Genomic DNA, 19472 nt, shown 5'->3' with positions numbered 1-19472 from the left:
AACACCGTGAAACACCTCTCTGAAACACCCGCTCCCCCCAGGCTCCTCGGAGCCCTCCGCTCCTCCGGGTTGGCACGCGCGCTGCACAAGGCCTGGGCTCGGATTCCGGCCCACCCAGGGCTGTTCACGCGAAGGGAGAGTGACATGAGTGAAACGGTGAGCGAGCACGGCGGCGTCGAGGGGAAGGGGGCGATGCTCGCCCGGATACCCAGCACCGGACGGCATCGGGTCCTCATCATCGGCGGAGGCACGGCGGGCATCTGCGTGGCCGCCCGCCTGGCCCGCGCCGGACAGAAGGACGTGGCCATCATCGAGCCCAGCGCCCACCACTACTACCAGCCCCTCTGGACGCTGGTGGGGGCCGGCGCGGCGCGCGTCGAGGACACCGTGCGCGACGAGGCCCGCTACATCCCCAAGGGGGTGAAGTGGATCCAGGACTGGGCCCAGGAGGTGGACCCGGTCGCTCGGACGGTGAGCACGCGGGGAGGTCAGACGCTGGGCTACGACTTCCTCGTGGTGGCGCCCGGCATCCAGCTCGATTGGGACAAGGTGCGTGGCCTGCGCGAGGCGCTGGAGTCCCGGCCCAATGTCTCCAGCAACTACGACGTGCGCTACGCGCCCAAGACGTGGGAGATGATCCGTGCCTTCCAGGGGGGCACCGCCCTCTTCACCCATCCGGCCACGCCGGTGAAGTGCGCGGGCGCGCCGCAGAAGATCATGTACCTGGCGGCGGACCACTTCCGGAAGCGAGGCCTCCAGGACTCGGCGCACGTCGTCTTCGCGTCCGCGGGCAAGGCCATCTTCGGCGTGAAGGAGTACGCCGCGGTGCTGGAGCAGGTGGTGAAGCGCTACGGCATCGACACGCGCTTCCAGCACAACCTGGTAGAGGTGCGCGGGGAGAAGAACGAGGCCGTCTTCGTGCGCGCCCTGGCGGACGGAGCCTCCGAGCAGATCGTCCTTCCCTACGACATCCTCCACGTGTGCCCGCCCCAGAGCGCGCCGGACTTCATCCAGAACAGTCCGCTGGCCTGGCGCGACGGGCCCTCCCGGGGTTGGGTCAAGGCGGACAAGTACACCCTGCGGCACCCGGACCATCCGGAGGTGTTCGCCTTGGGAGATGCCTCGGATCTGCCGACCTCGCGCACGGGCGCCGCCATCCGCAAGCAGGCCCCCGTGCTGGTGAAGAACCTGCTCGCCGTCATGGCGGGCCGCGAGCCCACCGCGACGTACGATGGCTATGCGTCCTGCCCCCTCACCACCGGCTACGGCAAGCTGCTGCTCGCCGAGTTCGGCTACGAGGGCAAGCCCACCCCCACCTTCCCGCTCATCGACAGCATCCAGGAGCGGCGCGACATGTGGCTGCTCAAGAAGTACGGCTTGCCGCGGCTCTACTGGGAGTTGATGCTGCGTGGCCGGGCCTGAGCGACCCTCGCTCATGACCCTCTCGCCTCCCCTGCCCTCCCTCGAACTCGCCGCCCTGGAAACCCTGGCGGGCCCCCTGCTGCTCGTCGATGCCTGGCGGCGCGTGACCGCCGCCACCCCCGAGGCCCCGACACGGCTCGGTGCCTCGTTCCAACCGGGAAGGCCGCTCACGGAAGTGCTGGGCATCTCCGAGGGCCCCGAGGGAATCGAGGCGCTGCTGCTCCAAGGGCGCGCGCTCGAGGCCACACCGGCTGGCGGTGGCACCGGAATGCGCGTGCGCGCCGTGGCCCTGGGAGAGGGAAGGCAGCGACGGGGATGGGTGGTGTTGCTCGGCGACGAACCCGAGGGCTCCTCTTCCGAGGGGGACGCCGCGGAGACGTTCCACGGCATGTGGACGCGCGAGCCCGGGATGAAGCACCTTTTCCGCCTCGTGGAGAAGGTGGCGCGCACCGAGTCGAGCGTGCTGGTGCGCGGCGAGTCCGGCACGGGCAAGGAGCTGGTGGCCAACGCCCTGCACGCCATCTCCCCGCGACGCAAGGGGCCCTTCCGCGCCATCAACTGTGCCGCGCTGCCGCCCAGCCTGTTGGAGAGCGAACTGTTCGGCCACGTGCGCGGCGCCTTCACCGGCGCGGTGCGCGACAGCCCGGGCCACTTCCGGCTCGCGGACGGGGGGACGCTCTTCCTCGACGAGGTGGGGGAGATTCCGCTGGAGCTCCAGGGCAAGCTGCTGCGGGTGCTCGAGACGCGCACCGTCATTCCCGTGGGCGGGCGCGCGTCGGTGCCGGTGGACGTGCGCATCGTCGCCGCCACCCACCGGGCGCTGCGCCGCGAGGTGGAGGAGGGCCGCTTCCGCGCGGACCTGATGTACCGGCTGCGCGTGGTGCCGCTCTTCCTGCCCTCCTTGCGCGAGCGGCGCGGCGACATCCTCCCCCTGGCCCGGCGCTTCCTCGGCCAGCTGGAGCGCCAGGGCTCGCGTCACGTGGAGCGCATCTCCCCGGGTGCCCAACGGCTGCTGCAGCACCATGACTGGCCGGGCAATGTGCGCGAGCTGCGCAACGTGATGGAGTACGCCTTCGTCATCGGCGAGGGTCCCGTGCTGCACGAGGCCGATCTGCCCCCCGAGTTCTCCGAGTCCCGTCCTCCGTCCCTCGCCACCCGCACCGCGAGGCCCGCGCCCCTCCCCGTCGACAGGCCCCCGGCGGAGGAGCTGGATCCAGCCACCCTCCGGGCCGTGCTGGAACAGGCGGGAGGCAACCGCACCCAGGCCGCCCGCCTGCTAGGCATCAGCCGCGTCACCTTGTGGCGTCGGCTCCGGGCCCTGGGGGACGAGCCCGTGCGGTAGGCCTGTTTCCAGGCGTTTCATGAAACGTTTCCGAGGGAGACGCCGGGCGGCCCGCCCCGAGGCGACGGCCCTGGCACGGCGCTCGCACTGTCCTCGGGGAAATGCTCTTCCGCCAGCTCATCGATCCCGAGTCCTCGACCTACACCTATCTCCTGGGTGACCCGGCCACGCGGCAGGCCGTGCTCATCGATCCCGTGCTCGAGCAGGTGGAGCGGGATCTCGCGTGCGTGCACGAGTTGGGGCTCGTCCTCACCCACGTGTTGGAGACGCACGTGCACGCGGACCACATCACCGCCGCGGGCGTGCTGCGCGATCGCACCGGTTGTCAGGTCGTGGCCAGCGAGCGTGGGGCCGTGTGCGTCAGCCGCCAGGTGAAGCACGGAGACGAGGTGCACGCGGGTGGCTTGACGCTGCGGGTGCTCGCCACGCCCGGGCACACGGATGACAGCGTGAGCTACCTGATGACGGATCGGGTGTTCACGGGCGACACGCTGCTCGTGCGCGCCAACGGGCGGACGGACTTCCAGAACGGGAACGCGGGCCAGCTCCACGACTCCATCACCCAGGTGCTCTTCGCCCTGCCCGACGACACGCTCGTCTACCCCGCTCACGACTACCAGGGCCGCACGGAGACGACCATTGGCGAGGAGAAGCGGCACAACCCGCGCCTCGCCGGGAAGAGCCGCGAGGAGTTCATCCACCTCATGGAGAACCTCCAACTGCCTCCGCCCCGGAAGATGGACGTGGCGGTGCCCGCCAACCGCGCCTGCGGACGCGCGCTCCCGTCCGCGCTGGACGTGCCTCCCGAGCGCATCGACGCGCTGGGGGCCGAGGTACGGCACATCGACGTGCGCGAGCCGGAGGAGTTCCACGGCCCCCTGGGCCACCTGCCCCGGGCGGAGCTCGTCCCGTTGGAAACACTCGAGAGCGCCTGTGCCTCCTGGGCCCGCGAGGCACCGCTGTTGCTCATCTGCCGCTCGGGGAAGCGCTCCGCCAGGGCGGCGAGGGCGCTGGCCGAGCGCGGCTTCCTCCGTCTCTACAACCTCCAGGGGGGAATGCTCGCGGTGCGCGGGGACTCCACCGGGACGGCCCGCTGAACCGCATGTCCCTTCTCGGCTTTCCGCTCGCCGTGCTCATCGGGTTGTCCCTGGGGTTGCTCGGAGGAGGCGGCTCCATCATCACCGTGCCGATCCTCGTCTACGTGCTGGGCTTCGAGCCCAAGCAGGCCATCGCCATGGGCCTGGCGATCGTGGGCGCCACGAGCCTCGTTGGTGCCCTCGGCCATTGGCGCGAGGGCAACCTCCAGCCGCGCGCGGCGCTCGTCTTCGGAGGCATGGCCATGGGCGGAAGCTTCGCGGGCGCGCGCCTGTCCGTCTTCCTCTCGGGGGCCGCGCAGCTGGTGCTCTTCTCCACGGTGATGCTGGTGGCCGCGGTCTTCATGTCGCGCAACACCCGAAGAGGCGCCCTCGCGGGGGCCCCCGCGCCCGAGCCCCATCGGGCCGCCTTTCCCCTCATCGCCGCGTCCGCGCTCGGCGTGGGCACCTTGACGGGACTGGTGGGCGTGGGGGGCGGCTTCCTCATCGTCCCGGCGCTCGTGTTGCGGGTCGGCCTGCCGATGAAGCGGGCCGTGGGCACGAGCCTGCTCGTCATCTCGCTCAATTCCTTCGTGGGCTTCGCGGGCCATCTGGGCCATGTGGACGTGCCGTGGGGAGGTCTCTCCGCCTTCACGGCCCTGGCCATCGTCGGGATTCTCGGCGGCACCCGGCTCTCGCGCGCTGTCTCGCAGGCGGCCCTCCAGCGCGCCTTCGCGGGATTGCTCGTGGTGATGGGCGGCTTGATTCTCTACCAGAACCGCCACGTGCTGGCGCCGGTGCACCCGAGCGAGTCCCACGCCAGGCCAGACCTCACGCGTGGCGGAAGCGAACGCCCTCGGTCGTCTTTCCGAGGGTGAAGCGCAGCGTCTCCTCCAGCGACGGGTGGAAGAAGGAGAAGCCCTGGCGGAGCGCCACCTCCGGCTGGGCGCGGGCACACGCGAGCAGCGTCGCCTCGCCCATCTCCCCGAAGAGCGCATGCACCGCCGCGGCCGGCAGGGGCAACAGCGCGGGACGGGAGAGCACCCGGCCCAGCGTCCGGGCGAACTCCTCCTGACGCACGGGCTGGGGCGACACGGCGTTGACGGCGCCCCGCAGCTCGGGGGTGAACAGGGCGAAGTAGATGAGCCCGAGGACATCCTCCAGGCACACCCAGCTCATCCACTGCCGCCCCTCTCCGATGCGGCCTCCCACCCCGGCCTGGAAGGCGGGCAGCATCTTGGCCAGGGCGCCTCCGCGCGCGCTCAACACCACCCCGAGACGCAAGTGCACCACGCGGATGCCCGCGCGCTCCGCCGGAGCCGTGGCCGCTTCCCACTCGCGCGTGACATCGGCCAGGAATCCCTGCCCGGGCGAGCTGGCCTCGGTGAGCACGTCCTCTCCCCGGTTGCCGTAGAAGCCCACGGCCGACGCGCACACCAGGACGCGCGGCGGACGCGCCAGACGCGCGAGGGATTCGCAGAGCGCCCGGGTGCCATCGACCCGGCTGCGGCGGATGCGCTCCTTGCGCTCGGGCGTCCACCGGCCATCGGCGATGGGCTCGCCCGCCAGGTGCACCACCGCGTCCAGTCCCTCCAACGCGGCCACGTCCATCTCCCCCTGTCCCGGTGCCCAGGCGATGTCCCCCGCCTCGGGTTGGCCTCGCACCAGCCGCCGCACCCGATGGCCCCCCGTGGTGAGAAAGGGCACGAGCGCGCCGCCCACCAGGCCCGACGTGCCGCTCACCGCCACCGTCAACCGGGGCTGTCCGGCGAAGGCCGCGTGGCGGCGTGAATCCTCGCGCGTCACCGCGTGGCGGTAGGCGAACATCCGCTCCAGCCGGTGCCGCGCGTAACCGCCCCCCACCGCCTGTCCGAGCGGCCCCACCGGCAGGACGTACTCCACCTCGTCCTCCAGCACGGAGCCGCCCGAGGCCTCGTTCCACATGCGGTGGGTGTGGATCCACCGGGAAAAGGGCCCCGACTCCTGCACGTCCTGGAAGAGCGAACCGGGCACATAGCGGGTGTGCCTCGCCGTCCAGGTCGGGGACAGGGGACCCAGACGCATGCGCACCACCACGCGCGCGCCCTCGTGGATGCCCTCGCCCTGGTGGTCCACCACCTCGACGGGCTCCCAGGGAGGCGCCAGGCGTTGGAAGGCCCCCTCGCGGTCATGCCAGGCGAAGAGCTCCTCCGCGCTGACGGACAGCTGGCTGCGCGCCTCGAACACCCGCGACTTGCCCATCGTCCCCTCCGAAGGCCACATTGCACCCCACGGGCATGCTTACCTCGGACCTCCTCACACGGGCAGTGGAATTGCTGCGGCGCGGCGGAGTCATCGCCTTGCCAACGGAAACGGTTTACGGCCTGGCGGCCAACGCGGAGGACGAGCTGGCCGTGCGCCGCGTCTTCGCCATCAAGGGCCGCCCCGCGACCCACCCCCTCATCGTCCATGTGGCGAACGCCGGGGAACTCGCCTCCTGGGCCCGTCACGTGCCCGAGGAGGCCCAACGACTCGCGGAGGCCTTCTGGCCCGGGCCCCTCACGCTCGTGCTGCCGCGCTCCCCGCGTGCCACGGACGCCGTGACAGGAGGCCAGGACACGGTGGCCCTGCGCGTGCCCCAACACCCCGTGGCCCGGGCGGTGCTGGACGCGCTCGGGGGCGGAGTGGCCGCGCCGAGCGCCAACCGGTTCGGCCGGGTGAGCCCCACCACCGCCGAGCATGTGCGGGCGGACCTGGGAGCGGACGTGGACCTCGTCCTCGAGGGCGGCCCGTGCACGGTGGGCGTGGAGTCCACCATCGTCGACCTGAGCCAGGGAGAGCCCGCGGTGCTGCGGCCCGGAGGCCTGGCGGTGGAGGAGGTGGAGCGCGTCCTCGGACGTCCCGTGCCAGTGCGCACCTCGTCCTCGGTGCGCGTCTCGGGCAGCCTCGCCTCGCACTACGCGCCCCGGGCGGGAGTCGTCCTGAGCGAACCCGGGGAAGTGGCCTCGCGCGTGGAGGCCCTGCGGGCCCAGGGACAGCGCGTGGGGGTGTTGGGACCGCCCGGCCTGCGCCTGCCCTCCGACGTCCCGCGTTACGACGTCCCGGAGGAGCCCTCCGGCGCGGCGCGCGTCCTCTATACGCGCCTGCGCGAGGCGGACGCGCGGGGCCATGACGTCCTGGTGGCGTGCCTGCCCCGCGCCGAGGGCCTGGGCATCGCCGTGCGGGACAGGCTCGCGCGCGCCGCCGCGCCCCGTCCTCCGGAGACCTGACACGCCCTCCCGGTCATCCGCTTCTGGCCAGGCACGCGCTACCGTAGAGTAGTGGACGCTCCGCCCTTGGAGCCCGTCGCATCCACACCAGGAGCTACCGCCCGTGAACCGGCGCCTCGTCGGCCTGCTCGCCGCCCTCTGTCTGACCTCCGCCTGCCAGGAAGAACCCGTCGGCGGGATGGAGCCCATTCCGCGTCCTCCCGGCGCCGCCACCCCCCAGGCCCCGGCTCCGGAGCCCGCCCCGAGGCCCGCCGCTCCCGAGCCCGCGCCGGATCCCTCCAAGGTGGTACTGCGCTGGAACCTGGGCGCCCCCACCGCCTTCCTGCTCACCACCACCTCCACCCCGACGTCCGCGCCCGCGCCGGAGCCCGAGCCGGCCTCCGCCCGCGGCAAGAAGAAGAAGGCACCCGCCGCCGCGCCGGCTCCGGCCACCCCGAGTGAGCAGAAGCTCTTCTTCCTGCTGAGCAAGAGCGAGTCCGGCGAGCCCACCTTCCACGTCATCCCACAGGGGGCGGGCGAGGAGGATCAAGGCACCATGAGTGAGCGCGGCTTCGTGCTGGACGGGCTCTCCGGTCAGCTGCGCAACCTGGCGGTGCTGGTGCTGGAGCTGCCGAAGGATCCCGTGGGCCCGGGCGCGCTCTGGAAGCTGGCGACGAACCTGGCGGACACGACCGCCGTGCCCGGCTTCTCGCAGCAGGACTCGCGCCAGAAGAACGAGGTGAAGCTCGTCACGCTCACGCCCGGCGACCAGGGCGAGCAGGTGGCGACGATCGAGTATGACTTGTCACAGACCGTCTCCGGCCTGCTGCGCGGCCCTGGAGCCGCCGCCGGGGACGAGGACGAAGGCGAGGAGCACGATCACGGCCACGAGGAGCCCCCCCCCGCCAAGGGAAAGAAGGGCGCCACCGCCAAGACGCGAAAGGCCGTGGCGGCCCGGGTCGTCGGGAAGCCCGCGTCCGCCGAGGTGCGGGTGAAGGGCCGAGGCGAGTTCCTCGTGAAGGCGGGACACTGGCGCTCCTGGGAGGCCACCCTCGCCACGAGCACCACGGGCGGCCTCACCCTGCCCGGCGCGGCCGCGGGCGAGCGCACCGTGCGCCTCACCCCCGTGGAGCCCGTGCCTCCGGAGCTGTTGCAGCGGCTGGCGAAGAAATAGCCGGGGAGGACTCGCGCACCAGCCGCACCACGGTGTCCACCCAGGAGGGGTGGCCGTTGAGCGAGGGGACGAGCGTCAAGGACTCGCCCCCGCTCGCGAGGAACTGCTCCTTCGCGCGGATGCCGATCTCCTCCACCGTCTCCAGACAATCGGCGACGAAGGAGGGGCACATCACCGCCAGGCGTTTGACTCCCTTGGCGGCGAGTTCCGGCAGCACGAAGTCCGTGTAGGGGCTCACCCAGGGCGTGCGGCCCAGACGGGACTGGAAGGACACGCTCCAGCCCTCGGGAGCGAGGCCCAGCCGCGCGGCGAGCCCCCGCGCCGTGGCGTAGCATTGGGCCCGGTAGCAATGGCGATTGGCGTCCGTGAGGGCGTCACAGCACCCGGCCGAGGCGAGGCAGTGCGAGCCCGAGGTGTCCGTCTTGCGCACGTGCCGCTCGGGCACGCCATGGAAGCTGAAGAGGACGTAGTCCGCCCGGGCCTCGGAGATGACGGGCCGCGCCACCTCGGCGAAGGCATCCAGGAAGCCGGGATGGTCGTGGAAGGCCGGCACCGCGCGCACGTTGGGCACGTCCCAGCTCGAGCCCAGCACCTCATAGGTGCGCGCGAGCGACGAGCCCGAGGAGGACGGGGCCTCCTGCGGGTAGAGCGGCAGCACGGTGAAGTCCGACACCCCCCGCGCGCGCAGCCTCGCCACCGCGTCCGGCAGGGAGGGGTTGCCATAGCGCATGGCCAACTCCACCACGTACTCCCCCTCGAGCTGGCGGGCCACCCCGGCCGTCAGGGCGCGCGAGTGCACCATCAACGGCGAGCCCTGCTCGGTCCACACCGCGCGGTAGGCATGCGCGCTCTTGGGGGAGCGGAAGGGCAGGATGACGGCGTTGAGCAGCAGCCAGGCCCCCACGGGATGGATGTCCAGCACACGCCTGTCGCTGAGGAATTCGCGCAGGTAGCGGCGCACGGCGCCCGTCTCGGGGGCGTCCGGCGTGCCCAGATTGACCAGGAGCAGGCCCTTGGGGGACATGGTGGCTCAGTGCAGGGAGTGGGGCTGGGTGAGGGCGAACTCCCCGATGCGCGCCTCGAACTGGCGGCCATCGGGACGCTCCAGCGTGTAGGAGCCGCGCATGGAGCCGAAGGCCGTGCGCAGCTGCGCCCAGCTCGTGTACTCGAAGCGCTCGCCGGGCCCCAGGCGGGGCTGTTTGCCCACGACGCCCTCGCCGCGCACCTCTTCCACCTTGCCGGTGGCGTCGGTGATGAGCCAATGGCGGCTGCGCAGCTGCGCCGGCTCCTGGCCCACGTTGGTGATTTCCACCGTGTACATGAAGGCGTACTGGTGGGAGTCCGGGGCGCTCCGCTCCGGCCAGTAGGCGGGCTTCACGGAGACGCGGATGCCTTCGGTGATGACGGAGGACATGTCCGCACCATTGGCTCGCTCGCCGCCCGGACGCAAGCCAAACACGCCAGTCCCCGCCTGGAGGCTAGGAAGGAGTGCCTTCCCGGTCCTGCTTCGGCGGAGCCTCGGCCGCCCCGGGGAGCGTCTCCTCGGCCAGCTTGGGCCAGATGAGCGAGGCCAGGATGCACGCCACCAGCACCCCGCCAATGATGCCCAGGGACAACCCGATGGGGATGTGGATGTCGAAGAAGGTGATGAGCATCTTCAGGCCCACGAAGCCAAGGATGATGCCCAGACCCACCTTGAGCAGGTGGAACTTCTCCATGAGGCTGGCCACCACGAAGAAGAGCGAGCGCAGCCCGAGGATGGCGCACACGTTGGATGTATAGACGATGAACGGATCCTGGCTGATGCCGAGCACCGCCGGGATGGAGTCCAGGGCGAAGAGCAGATCCGTCGCCTCCACCACCAGCAGCACCAGGAACAGGGGCGTCACCTTGCGCTGGCCGTCCTCCAGGACGAAGAACCGGCTGCCCTCATCCTGGCGGGCCACCGGCAGCAGGCGCCGGGCCACCTTCACCACCACCGACTGCTCGGGCTCCGCCTCCTCCCCATCCTTGGCGAAGGCCATCTTCACCGCCGTGAAGACGAGGAAGGCGCCAAAGAGGTAGATGAGCCAGTGGAAGCGGCTCACCAGCGCCGCGCCGGTGACGATGAGGGCCGCGCGCATGACGAACGCGCCGAGGATGCCCCAGAAGAGCACCCGGTGCTGCACCTCGGCCGGCACCCGGAAGAAGCCGAACACCATCAGGAAGACGAACAGGTTGTCGACCGAGAGCGCGTACTCGACCACGTAGGCCGTCACCCACTGCAGCGACTGCTCCTGGGTCCAGTAGCCCGTGTAGCGCAGGGCGCCACAGAACAGCAGGCTGATGGAGATCCACACCCCCGTCCACGTGGCCGCCTCCCGGGGCGTCACCGCGTGCTCCTTGCGGTGGAACAGGCCCAGGTCCATGGCCAGCATGGCCAGCACGAAGAGGTTGAAGCCCACCCAGAGCGCGACGTGTGTGTTCAAGCGTTTCTTTCCCGGACCCAGCCGCGAGAGCGGCGGACGGCGTCCTATAAAGCGCGAACGGGCCGCCGTCGACCCGCATGTGGCCTCGACATGTCGAATGACATAAGGGGCCCTACTCGATCGCCGGACGGCGCAGCACCATCAAGGCCCGGCCGGCCAGCACCACGGAGCCCCCCGCCGGAGTGTGGGGATGGCGCGACAGGCGTGACTGACTCGTGTCCACCACCTCTTCCCAGTCCGCGCCCCACTCGATGGCGGGCAGGTGGAAGGTGACGGGCTCATGGTGCGCGTTCATCAGCACCAGGAGCGTGTCGCCGAAGATGCGCTGGCCCTCTTCCCCGGGCGCGGCGATCGCATCCCCGCCCAGCAGGAAGGACACCGAGCGCAGGTGGGGCTTCTCCCAGTCCTCCTTCTTCATCTCCTGGCCATCCGGGGTGAACCACGCCAGGTCCTTGAGTTCGCTGTCCCAGATGGTGGAGCCGCGGAAGAAGCGGCGCTTGGTGAGCACGGGCTGCGTGCGGCGCAGCTGGCTCATGCGGATGGTGAAGTCCAGCAGCCGCTTCTGGGCGTCGCTGAGCTTCCAGTCCACCCAGGACAGGGCGTTGTCCTGGCAGTAGGCGTTGTTGTTGCCGCGCTGGGTGCGGCCCATCTCGTCACCCGCCACCAGCATGGGCACGCCCTGGGACAAGAAGAGCGTGGCGAGGAAGTTGCGCTTCTGCTGCTCGCGCAGGCTGTTGACCGCCGGATCGCGCGTCTCGCCCTCCACGCCGCAGTTCCACGAGTGGTTGTCGTTGGCCCCGTCGCGGTTGTCCTCGAGGTTGGCCTCGTTGTGCTTGTGGCTGTAGGTGACCAGGTCGTGCAGGGTGAAGCCGTCGTGGGCGGTGATGAAGTTGACGCTCGCGGTGGGCTTGCGCCCGCTCAGCGCGAACAGGTCCGAGGAGCCGGTGACGCGATAGCCCAGGTCTCCCACCTGCCGCTCATCGCCCCGCCAGTAGCGGCGGATGGTGTCGCGGTACTTGCCGTTCCACTCGCTCCAGAGCACGGGGAAGTTGCCCACCTGGTAGCCGAAGTCGCCCACGTCCCAGGGCTCGGCGATGAGCTTCACCCGGCTGAGCACCGGATCCTGATGCACCATCTGGAAGAAGGAGGCGCGCGTGTCGTAGCCCGTCCGATCCCGGCCCAGGGTGGTGGCCAGATCGAAGCGGAAGCCATCCACGTGCATCACCTCCACCCAGTAGCGCAGCGAGTCCATGACGAGCTTGAGTGCGTACGGGTGGCTCGCGTTCCACGAATTGCCCGTGCCGGTGAAGTCCTGGTAGTAGCGCGGATCCTTCTCCGTCAGCCGGTAGTAGGCGGTGTTGTCCAGGCCCTTGAAGGACAAGAGGGGCCCCAGGTGGTTGCCCTCGCAGGTGTGGTTGTAGACGACGTCGAGGATGACCTCGATGCCGGCGCGGTGCAGCGCCTTCACCATGGCCTTGAACTCGGCCACCTGGCCGCCGCGCGAGCCCGTGGAGGCGAAGCGCGCGTCCGGCGCGAAGAACCCCAGGGAGCTGTAGCCCCAGTAGTTGGTGAAGCCCTTGGTGACGAGGAAGGGCTCGTCCGCGTGGGCGTGGATGGGCAGCAGCTCCACCGCGGTGACCCCGAGCCTCAGCAGGTGCTCGATGACGGCCGGATGGGCCATTCCCGCGTAGGTGCCGCGCTGGTGCTCGGGCACCGAGGGGTGCAGCTTCGTGAGGCCCTTGACGTGGGCTTCATAGAGCAGCGTGCGATTCCACGGCACCGAGGGGGAGCGGTCCCCCTCCCAGTCGAAGTCGTCGGTGAGCACCACCGCCTTGGGGATGCCGGCGGCGCTGTCGCGGCCGTCGAGGACCAGGTCCTGCTCCGGGTGCTCGAGCGGGTAGGGATAGACGGGGGCGGAGAAGTCCACCTGCCCGTGCAAGGCACGGGCATAGGGGTCCACCAACAGCTTATGCGGGTTGAAGCGCAGGCCGCGCCGGGGCTCGTAGGCCCCGTGAGCGCGCAAGCCGTAGAGCGTGCCCGTCTGCAGCTCGGGGATGAAGCCGTGCCAGACGTGCTGGGTGTGCTCCGGCAGGACGTACCGGCCCAACTCGCGCGACGGATCGCGCGGGTCGAAGAGACAGACTTCCATCTTCCGCGCGTGCTCGCTGAAGACGGCGAAGTTGACTCCATTGCCAAGGTACGTGGCGCCCAGGGGATAGGGCTTGCCGGGCAGCACCTCCACGCGCTTCATCCATCACTCCTCTCCAACAGTACCAGCGGGAAGCCCACCAGCAGGGGCGCCAGTGGCAACACCGCGCCCTCTCCGTGGCGTCCCGGCCGCACCTGCTGGCCCGTGAAGACGTCGCGGAACGTCATGCTCGCATAGGACGCGGGCAGCTCCACGGACGTTTCTTCATAGGCCGAGGCGAGCCCTCCGGGCGACTCCAGGGCGGACAGCGTGTAACGCGGTGCGATGGCGATGACGAGCGACTGCTCGTGCTCGCGCGCGAAGGCCACCGCCGCGTCCGCGCGAGGCCCCCTCAGGTGCAGGGCCCGGTATCCCCCCTGGCGGAAGAGCACCGGGTAGCGCTGACGCAGCCGCAGCCCCTCGGCCAGCACGAACAGCTTGATGCGGCCATCGTCCATGTGCTCCACCAACTGGGCGCACAGTCCGGGGCGGCCCCGGTAAGCCTCCTGATCCAGCGACGAGAGCAGCCGCTCCCGCAGGCCGTAGTCCACCGGACGGCGGTTGTCCGGGTCCACGAGCGACAAGTCCCACAGCTCGCACCCCTGGTACGTGTCCACCACCCCCGGAGACATCACCTTGAGCAGCAACTGGCCGAGGGCATTGTGCTGACCGGCCCGCTCGATGCGGCGCTTGAAGGTCCGCAGGTCCTCGAGGAAGCCCCGGCTCCGCTCCTCGTCCAGGCAGGCGTCGACGTAGCGCGCCACGCCCTCCTCGTAGTCCTTGTCCGGGTTGGTCCACGAGGTGCGGACCTTGGCCTCCTTGATGGCCTTGAGCATGTACTCGCGGATGCGGCCCCGGAACTCCTCGAGTTCTCCGGAGGAGAGCCTTTCGCCCATGGGCCAGGCGCCCACCACCGTCTGGTAGAAGAGGTACTCGTCGTTGAGGGAGGGCGCGGGGCCCTCGGGCATCTCCGCGCGGTAGGCCCGGGTGAGGGACGACCAGAACTCCACGCGCTCGCGCCACGCCTCGGGCAGCTCGGACAACACGTGGAGGCGCGCGCGGACGTCCTCGCTGCGCTTGGTGTCGTGGGTGCTGGTGGTGAGCATGCTCGCCGGCCAGTGGATGGCCCGCTCCAGGTTGCGCTCGTGGAAGATGGCGTCGGTGGTGCCGAAGTGCTCCGGCTCCCCGCCCACCTCGTTGAGCGCGCAGAAGCGGTGGTAGACGTAGAAGGTCGTGTCCTCCAGCCCCTTGGCCATCACCGGGCCCGTCAACTGCTGCATCTTCATGGCGAAGGCGAGCATCTCCGCCCGCTCGTGCTCTCCCAGGTGATCGGGGTAGCGCCGCAGGAGCACGTCGCCCAGGAAGTCGAAGATGGTGACGTTGAGCGTGGCGTTGCGCGCCTTGGCGTGGCGCAGGGTGTCCTTGATGTAGCGCACGTCACGCTCGTCCAGCCCCGCCTGCGTGTCGTCCACGTAGGTGCGGTACACGGGGAAGAGCGCGATGAACTCCGCCAGCGCCCGCCGCAGACTGTTGAGGGTGAAGTCCCGCGTGCGCCGGTTCATCTCCGAGATGCGGTTGAGCCGGTGGGCGAGCATGTTCAACTCGCTCGACATGAAGTCGCGCAGGATGAGGCGCTTCTTCTCGTAGACGAGCTCGTCGAAGTCCGGCGCCTCGCCGATGAAGCGATGGTACGTCTCCGTCATCGCCCCTTCCGCGTCGGGCTTCACGAAGATGCCGCCCACCGCGTTGGCGAAGCGGTAGCCCGTGGTGCCATGCACCGCCCAACTGTCGGGGATGCGCTCGCGTCCGCCCTGGATCTTCTCCACGGACACGAAGAGCGCCCGGCGTAGCGGCGAGTCCACCTTCGCCTCGGCCTCTTCCCGCCAGCGCTCGCGCAGCCGCGCCTCCACCTCGGGCCATTGCTCGGCCCGCGTGTCCTGCTCGGCGTCGAAGAGGGCCCGCGCCCGCTCCAGGAAATAGCGCTCCTGCAGGTGGAGGAAGTAGGCCGTGGGATCGTAGAGCCCGTCCGGGTGATCGATGCGCAGCCCGGTGACCTGGCCCTTGCGCAGCCACTCGAAGATGCGCTGGTGCGCCTCGGCGAACACCTCCGGATCCTCCATGCGGATGGCGGCCAGACCGTTGATGTCGAAGAAGCGGCGGTAGTTGATCTCCTCGCCCGCCACGCGCCACTGCGCCAGGCGGTAGCTGCCCTCCTGGAGTATCTGGTCCAGCTCATCGAAGGAGCGAGGCTGTCCCGGCGTGCCGTTGATGGCCTCCACGTTGGCGGCGATGTGCGCGGACATCTCGGGGCTCGCGGTGGCCAGGGCGGCCAGCCGGCGCTTGATGACCTCCTTCTCGCGGTTGCGCTCGACGACCTGGGCACGCTGGATCTCGGTGCGCTCGGGCAGGTGGCGGATGGCGGTGAGGATGGAGTGCAGCTCGATGAAGTGCGAGTGCTCCGCGCCCAGCTTCGCCTCCAGTACGTCCAGGTTCCGCTCGAGCACCCGCGCGTACTGGCGCGGCGCCACCGGCAGGAGCCTGTCGTAGTAGTGGACGACGAAGGCCCCCTCGAGGAAGCCCAGCTTCAGCTCGCCCTTCTCCAGCACCACGCCGTACTGGTCCCCCAACACTGGCAAGAGGACCTTGCCCTCCAGCTCGTCCTTGACCGGGCTCCAGTCGATGTCGAAGAAGCGCGCGTACACGGACGCGGGGCCGTTCTCCAGGACGTCGAACCACAGCGGGTTGAAGGCATCGATGCCCATGTGGTTGGGCACCACGTCCAACACCTGACCGAGTCCATGCTCGCGCAGCGCGGTGCACAGGGCCTCGTGCTGCGCGGCCGTACCGACCTCGGGGTTGAGCTGCTTGTGGTCCACGCAGTCGTAGCCGTGGGTGCTGCCCGGACTCGCCTTGAGATAGGGCGAACAGTAGAGGTCCGACACCCCCAACCGGGACAGATAGGGCACGGCCTTGCGCGCGTCGTCGAAGGTGAAGCCCTTGTGCAACTGCACCCGGTAGGTGGCCAGCGGCGTGGGACTGCCCAGCACCATCTGCCGCACCCGGCCGAACAACGCCGTGGCCAGCGCTTCCACACCGGATTCTCCCGTGATGCCTCCAGACACGGCCGTTCCATCAAGTCGCATGGGCCCAGTCGTAGGACCCCCCGGCCCGTCTGACCACCTCGGTGATGACCTTCCGCCCGCTATCCAACGCTCGCCCGCATACGAACGCCGAGGGCCCGCCACTTGCGCGGCGAGCCCTCGTTGCGAACGGCGACCGGCGACGCGCCGGTCATTCCGCTCAGGACAGGTTCTTGTTCACCAGCGCCGTCAGCTCGAACATCGTGACGGACTTCTTGCCGCCGAAGATGGGCTTGAGCTTGTCGTCGGCGTTGATCTGACGCTTGTTCTTCGCGTCCTGGAGGTTGTTCTTCTTGATGTACTCCCAGATCTTGCTCACGACGGCGGTGCGCGGCAGCGGCTTGGAGCCGACGACCTCGGCCAGGGCGGCCGACGGGGTCATCTCCTTCATGAACGCCGCGTTCGGCTTGCGCTTTCCACCAGCGGCGGCGGGGGCCTTCTTGGCGGCGGGGGCCTTCTTGGCGGCGGGGGCCTTCTTGGCGGCGGTGGTGGTCTTCTTGGCGGCCATTCTGTTCGGATCTCCTGCCCCTGGATCGAGTGTCCTGGGAGCGTTGCACAGCGTGTTCAACACCCTGAGCCAGCGGGCGCTCAGTAAGCCCGAGGCCTAAAAACAGCCCTCCGCTGCATTCTTCCCTCTGAGGGCCGAGGGAGAAAATAATGTTTCTCCCTCGGAAGGGAAGAGTGTTTTCTCCAAGAACACCGCCCGGGTGACGCGCTCCTCCCTCTGAGGATCGATTCCTCGGCCCCCGGCGGGTCTCGCTCGCGCGACTCCGAGACAGGTTGAAACAGACCTGTTGCACGAGGAAGACGGCCCTTCGAGGGGCCAGAGGTTTCCGTCTTTTCTCGACTTCTGGCTCGATGAGTGACGCCTCCGTCCCACGCCACCCGGTAGCGAACCGAGGCGCTCGCGCCCGACACCCACGTGGGCGGTTGGGTCAACTCCGCGAGGCGAAGCAGCCGCCCCCCTCCAGGCGGGAGGCGGAGCCCAGTGTGGGATAAAAGCGGCTGACTGAATGCCGGAACAGGGGCCCTCCTCGGAGCGAGCCCCGCCCAGTGAATTCCACGGGAGTGGAGTGCGGTTGACACATGCCTGACTCCGGTGTCAGGAAGCCCGCCTCAACCATGGACGCGAAAGCCGCCTTCTACGATGTCGACGGGACGCTGGTGAAGACCAACGTCGTTCACGTCTACGCCTACTACGCGATGAACCGGGGCTCCCTCTTGGGCATGGCCGGAAGGACCCTGGCCACGGCGGCCAGCGTGCCGCTGTTCGCCGCCATGGACGCGTTGGACCGTAAGACCTTCAACGAGTTCTTCTACCGGTACTACGCGGGACTGTCCGAGGACCGGCTCATCTCCGTGGCCGAGGACATGTTCGAGGACGTCCTCAAGCCGGCCCTGTACGAGCAGACGCGCGACCTCATCGACCAGGCGCGCCGGGCCGGCTGCCGCATCGTGCTTGTCACGGGCGCCCTGGACTTCAGCATGCGCCCGCTCGCCCGCCACCTGGGCGCCGACGACATGATCGCCAACAAGATGCAGTTCGTGGGCGGCAAGGCGACCGGAAAGGTCATCCCTCCCATCATCGAGGGCGCCAACAAGGCCAACGCCATCCGCTCCTACTGTGTGCGGGAGGGCCTGTCGCTCGATCAGAGCCACGGCTACTCCGACAGTGCCTCCGACTACGCCATGCTGTCCGTCGTGGGGCGGCCCACCGCCGTCAACCCCGACATGCGGCTGCGCGCCATCGCCCGGGCCTACAACTGGCCCATCCTCGACCTCAAGTAACGACGAAAGCCTTCGCTCATCATGCGCCCGCTCAAGACGCTCAAGAAGCTGTACGACGAGGAAAGCCAGGTGGTCATCACCGAGAAGGGCAGCCCCCCGCGGGCGCTCTTCTCCGGAGAGAACTTCCTCCTCGAGGACCTCCCCGTGGGCACCCGGGTCATCTTCCCCCGGCCGCCCCTGGAGGGCGTGCCCAACGTCAAGGCCGCCATCCGCTGGGCCATCAACCACCCCGAGGGGATGGATCCGCTGCATGCCCTGCTGCGCCCGGGCATGAAGCTCACCTGCGTCATCGACGACATCTCCGTGCCGCTGCCGCCCATGGCCACGCCGGACGTGCGCCAGTCCATCCTGGAGGTCGTGCTGGAGCTGTGCGCGGACTCGGGCGTGGATGACATCCACCTCATCATCGCCAACGCCCTGCACCGGCGCATGACCGAGGGCGAGATGCGGCGCATGGTGGGCCAGAAAATCCACGACGCCTACTACCCGGACCGCTACTACAACCACGACGCCGAGGACCCGGACGGCATCACCGAGCTGGAGCGCAGCCCGTGCGGCTCGCACGTGGTGGCCGTCAACCGGCGCGTGGCGGAGAGCGACCTGACCGTCTACATCAACGTGAACTTCGTGCCCATGAACGGCGGGCACAAGTCCATGGGGACGGGCCTGGCCAACTACGCGAGCCTGCGCGCGCACCACAACCCCAAGACGATTCGTGACTCCGAGAGCTACATGGAGCCCACGAAGAGCGAGCTGTACCGGCGCAACGAGCGCATCGGCAAGGCGATCGACAAGCACCTCAAGGTGTTCCACATCGAGTCGGTGCTCAACAACCGCATGTTCGGCCCGGCCACGGACTTCCTCCACAAGAAGGAGGAGGACTACACCGAGGGCGACCGGCTGAAGTTCCACGCCATGCGCTACGCGCTGTCGAAGATGCCGCGCGCCGCGGCGCGCACGGTGCTCAACTCCATCCCCGCGCCCTATGACGTGACGGGCGTGTTCGCCGGCGCCACCGAGCCCACGCACCAGAAGATCCTGGAGAAGAGCTGGCAGCAGTACTCGGTGCCGGTGCAGGGCCAGAGCGACATCGTCATCTTCCCCATCCCCTTCATCTCGCCCTACAGCGTCAACTCCATCCTCAACCCGCTGCTCGTGCAGGTGATGGGGCTCGGCTACTTCTTCAACCTCAACCGCGGCGTGCCGCTGGTGAAGAAGGGCGGCGTCATCATCCTCACCCACCCCGCGTTCGACGAGTTCGATCCGGTGCAGCACCCGAGCTACATCGAGTTCTTCAACCGGGTGCTGCCCGAGACGCGCGACGCGGTGAAGATCGAGCAGAAGTTCGAGCGCGAGTTCGCCGAGAACCCCAGCTACGTGCACCTGTACCGCAAGGGCAACGCCTACCACGGCGTGCACCCGCTCTACATGTGGTACTGGGGCGAGAACGGCCGCCAGCACGCGGGCAAGGTCATCGTCGCGGGCGCGGAGAACAACCACGTCCCGGCGCTGCTCGGCTGGGACCGCACCGACACGCTCACCGAGGCCATCGAGGAGGCGCGCGGCTTCATGGGCCGCTCGGCCAGCATCAGCCTGCTGCGCATCGCCCCCACCGTCATGGTCGACGTGAAGTAGTCCCCTCCTCCGGAT

At 69.4% G+C, this 19472-nt stretch carries 15 protein-coding genes and 1 pseudogene; 9 read left to right on the top strand and 7 right to left on the bottom strand.

The annotated features are described in order from the left end of the window. Positions 1–144: 144 nt before the first annotated feature. The 5 genes and pseudogenes from MEBOL_RS25715 (at position 145) to MEBOL_RS25700 (ending at position 4715) form a co-directional block, all read left to right on the top strand. The gene (locus MEBOL_RS25715) at positions 145–1422 is read left to right on the top strand and encodes an NAD(P)/FAD-dependent oxidoreductase (RefSeq protein WP_095979936.1); all 1278 of its coding nucleotides are present in this window, start codon (positions 145–147) and stop codon (positions 1420–1422) included. 13 nt (positions 1423–1435) lie between these two features. Beyond that, the gene (locus MEBOL_RS25710) at positions 1436–2764 is read left to right on the top strand and encodes a sigma-54 interaction domain-containing protein (RefSeq protein ID WP_095979935.1); all 1329 of its coding nucleotides are present in this window, start codon (positions 1436–1438) and stop codon (positions 2762–2764) included. A gap of 101 nt (positions 2765–2865) precedes the next feature. After that, positions 2866–3552 (top strand): annotated as a pseudogene (locus MEBOL_RS25705) (MBL fold metallo-hydrolase); the annotation flags it as partial. 9 nt (positions 3553–3561) lie between these two features. Next, complete coding sequence (locus MEBOL_RS43155; protein WP_281256684.1) at positions 3562–3861, top strand: rhodanese-like domain-containing protein; 300 nt, start codon at positions 3562–3564, stop codon at positions 3859–3861. Positions 3862–3866: 5 nt separating this feature from the next. Further along, positions 3867–4715, top strand: coding sequence for a sulfite exporter TauE/SafE family protein (locus tag MEBOL_RS25700; protein WP_095979933.1), 849 nt, complete (start codon positions 3867–3869; stop codon positions 4713–4715). On the opposite strand, the gene MEBOL_RS25695 is transcribed toward MEBOL_RS25700, so the two are convergent. Continuing rightward, positions 4669–6078, bottom strand: coding sequence for a TIGR01777 family oxidoreductase (locus MEBOL_RS25695; RefSeq protein WP_095983004.1), 1410 nt, complete (start codon positions 6076–6078; stop codon positions 4669–4671). The genes MEBOL_RS25700 and MEBOL_RS25695 overlap by 47 nt on opposite strands. A gap of 35 nt (positions 6079–6113) precedes the next feature. Between MEBOL_RS25695 and MEBOL_RS25690 the strand changes: the two genes are divergently transcribed. Beyond that, positions 6114–7085 (top strand): L-threonylcarbamoyladenylate synthase, encoded by a 972-nt coding sequence (locus MEBOL_RS25690; RefSeq protein ID WP_095983005.1) that lies wholly within the window; start codon positions 6114–6116, stop codon positions 7083–7085. A gap of 103 nt (positions 7086–7188) precedes the next feature. Beyond that, complete coding sequence (locus tag MEBOL_RS25685) at positions 7189–8238, top strand: hypothetical protein (RefSeq protein WP_095979932.1); 1050 nt, start codon at positions 7189–7191, stop codon at positions 8236–8238. On the opposite strand, the gene hemH is transcribed toward MEBOL_RS25685, so the two are convergent. From hemH to MEBOL_RS25655, 6 genes are all read right to left on the bottom strand, one after another. Continuing rightward, positions 8183–9262 (bottom strand): ferrochelatase, encoded by a 1080-nt coding sequence (hemH, locus tag MEBOL_RS25680; protein WP_095979931.1) that lies wholly within the window; start codon positions 9260–9262, stop codon positions 8183–8185. The genes MEBOL_RS25685 and hemH overlap by 56 nt on opposite strands. 6 nt (positions 9263–9268) lie before the next feature. Next, on the bottom strand, positions 9269–9652 hold the full coding sequence (gene apaG / locus MEBOL_RS25675; protein WP_095983003.1) for a Co2+/Mg2+ efflux protein ApaG: 384 nt from the start codon (positions 9650–9652) through the stop codon (positions 9269–9271). A 64-nt stretch (positions 9653–9716) separates the two neighbouring features. Further along, entirely contained in the window at positions 9717–10706 is a 990-nt protein-coding gene (locus tag MEBOL_RS25670; protein ID WP_095979930.1) for a TerC family protein, read from the bottom strand. A gap of 112 nt (positions 10707–10818) precedes the next feature. Next, on the bottom strand, positions 10819–12957 hold the full coding sequence (glgX, locus tag MEBOL_RS25665) for a glycogen debranching protein GlgX (RefSeq protein ID WP_095979929.1): 2139 nt from the start codon (positions 12955–12957) through the stop codon (positions 10819–10821). Beyond that, positions 12954–16037 (bottom strand): malto-oligosyltrehalose synthase, encoded by a 3084-nt coding sequence (gene treY / locus MEBOL_RS25660; RefSeq protein ID WP_179956293.1) that lies wholly within the window; start codon positions 16035–16037, stop codon positions 12954–12956. Before treY ends, glgX begins: the two co-directional genes overlap by 4 nt. Positions 16038–16194: 157 nt before the next feature. Then, positions 16195–16542, bottom strand: a complete 348-nt coding sequence (locus MEBOL_RS25655) for an SWIB/MDM2 domain-containing protein (protein ID WP_095979928.1) — start codon at positions 16540–16542, stop codon at positions 16195–16197. Positions 16543–17156: 614 nt separating this feature from the next. Between MEBOL_RS25655 and MEBOL_RS25650 the strand changes: the two genes are divergently transcribed. Both MEBOL_RS25650 and larAH read left to right on the top strand, forming a co-directional pair. Continuing rightward, entirely contained in the window at positions 17157–17822 is a 666-nt protein-coding gene (locus MEBOL_RS25650; RefSeq protein ID WP_095979927.1) for an HAD family hydrolase, read from the top strand. Positions 17823–17843: 21 nt separating this feature from the next. After that, positions 17844–19457, top strand: a complete 1614-nt coding sequence (larAH, locus tag MEBOL_RS25645; protein ID WP_095979926.1) for an NPN-dependent hydroxyacid isomerase, LarAH14/15/16 family — start codon at positions 17844–17846, stop codon at positions 19455–19457. The last annotated feature ends 15 nt before the right edge of the window (positions 19458–19472 follow it).

Source organism: Melittangium boletus DSM 14713 (genome assembly GCF_002305855.1).
GTDB classification, from domain to species: domain Bacteria; phylum Myxococcota; class Myxococcia; order Myxococcales; family Myxococcaceae; genus Cystobacter; species Cystobacter boletus.
This window is presented reverse-complemented; position numbering and strand designations above follow the sequence as displayed.

Coding starts and splice junctions, on each gene's coding strand:
- MEBOL_RS25655 (WP_095979928.1), bottom strand. CDS start 16,542: ATGGCCGCCAAGAAGACCACCACCGCCGCCAAGAAGGCCCCCGCCGCC.
- MEBOL_RS25695 (WP_095983004.1), bottom strand. CDS start 6,078: ATGGGCAAGTCGCGGGTGTTCGAGGCGCGCAGCCAGCTGTCCGTCAGC.
- apaG (WP_095983003.1), bottom strand. CDS start 9,652: ATGTCCTCCGTCATCACCGAAGGCATCCGCGTCTCCGTGAAGCCCGCC.
- treY (WP_179956293.1), bottom strand. CDS start 16,037: ATGCGACTTGATGGAACGGCCGTGTCTGGAGGCATCACGGGAGAATCC.
- MEBOL_RS25700 (WP_095979933.1), top strand. CDS start 3,867: ATGTCCCTTCTCGGCTTTCCGCTCGCCGTGCTCATCGGGTTGTCCCTG.
- hemH (WP_095979931.1), bottom strand. CDS start 9,262: ATGTCCCCCAAGGGCCTGCTCCTGGTCAATCTGGGCACGCCGGACGCC.
- larAH (WP_095979926.1), top strand. CDS start 17,844: ATGCGCCCGCTCAAGACGCTCAAGAAGCTGTACGACGAGGAAAGCCAG.
- MEBOL_RS25715 (WP_095979936.1), top strand. CDS start 145: ATGAGTGAAACGGTGAGCGAGCACGGCGGCGTCGAGGGGAAGGGGGCG.
- MEBOL_RS25650 (WP_095979927.1), top strand. CDS start 17,157: ATGGACGCGAAAGCCGCCTTCTACGATGTCGACGGGACGCTGGTGAAG.
- MEBOL_RS25710 (WP_095979935.1), top strand. CDS start 1,436: ATGACCCTCTCGCCTCCCCTGCCCTCCCTCGAACTCGCCGCCCTGGAA.
- MEBOL_RS25690 (WP_095983005.1), top strand. CDS start 6,114: ATGCTTACCTCGGACCTCCTCACACGGGCAGTGGAATTGCTGCGGCGC.
- glgX (WP_095979929.1), bottom strand. CDS start 12,957: ATGAAGCGCGTGGAGGTGCTGCCCGGCAAGCCCTATCCCCTGGGCGCC.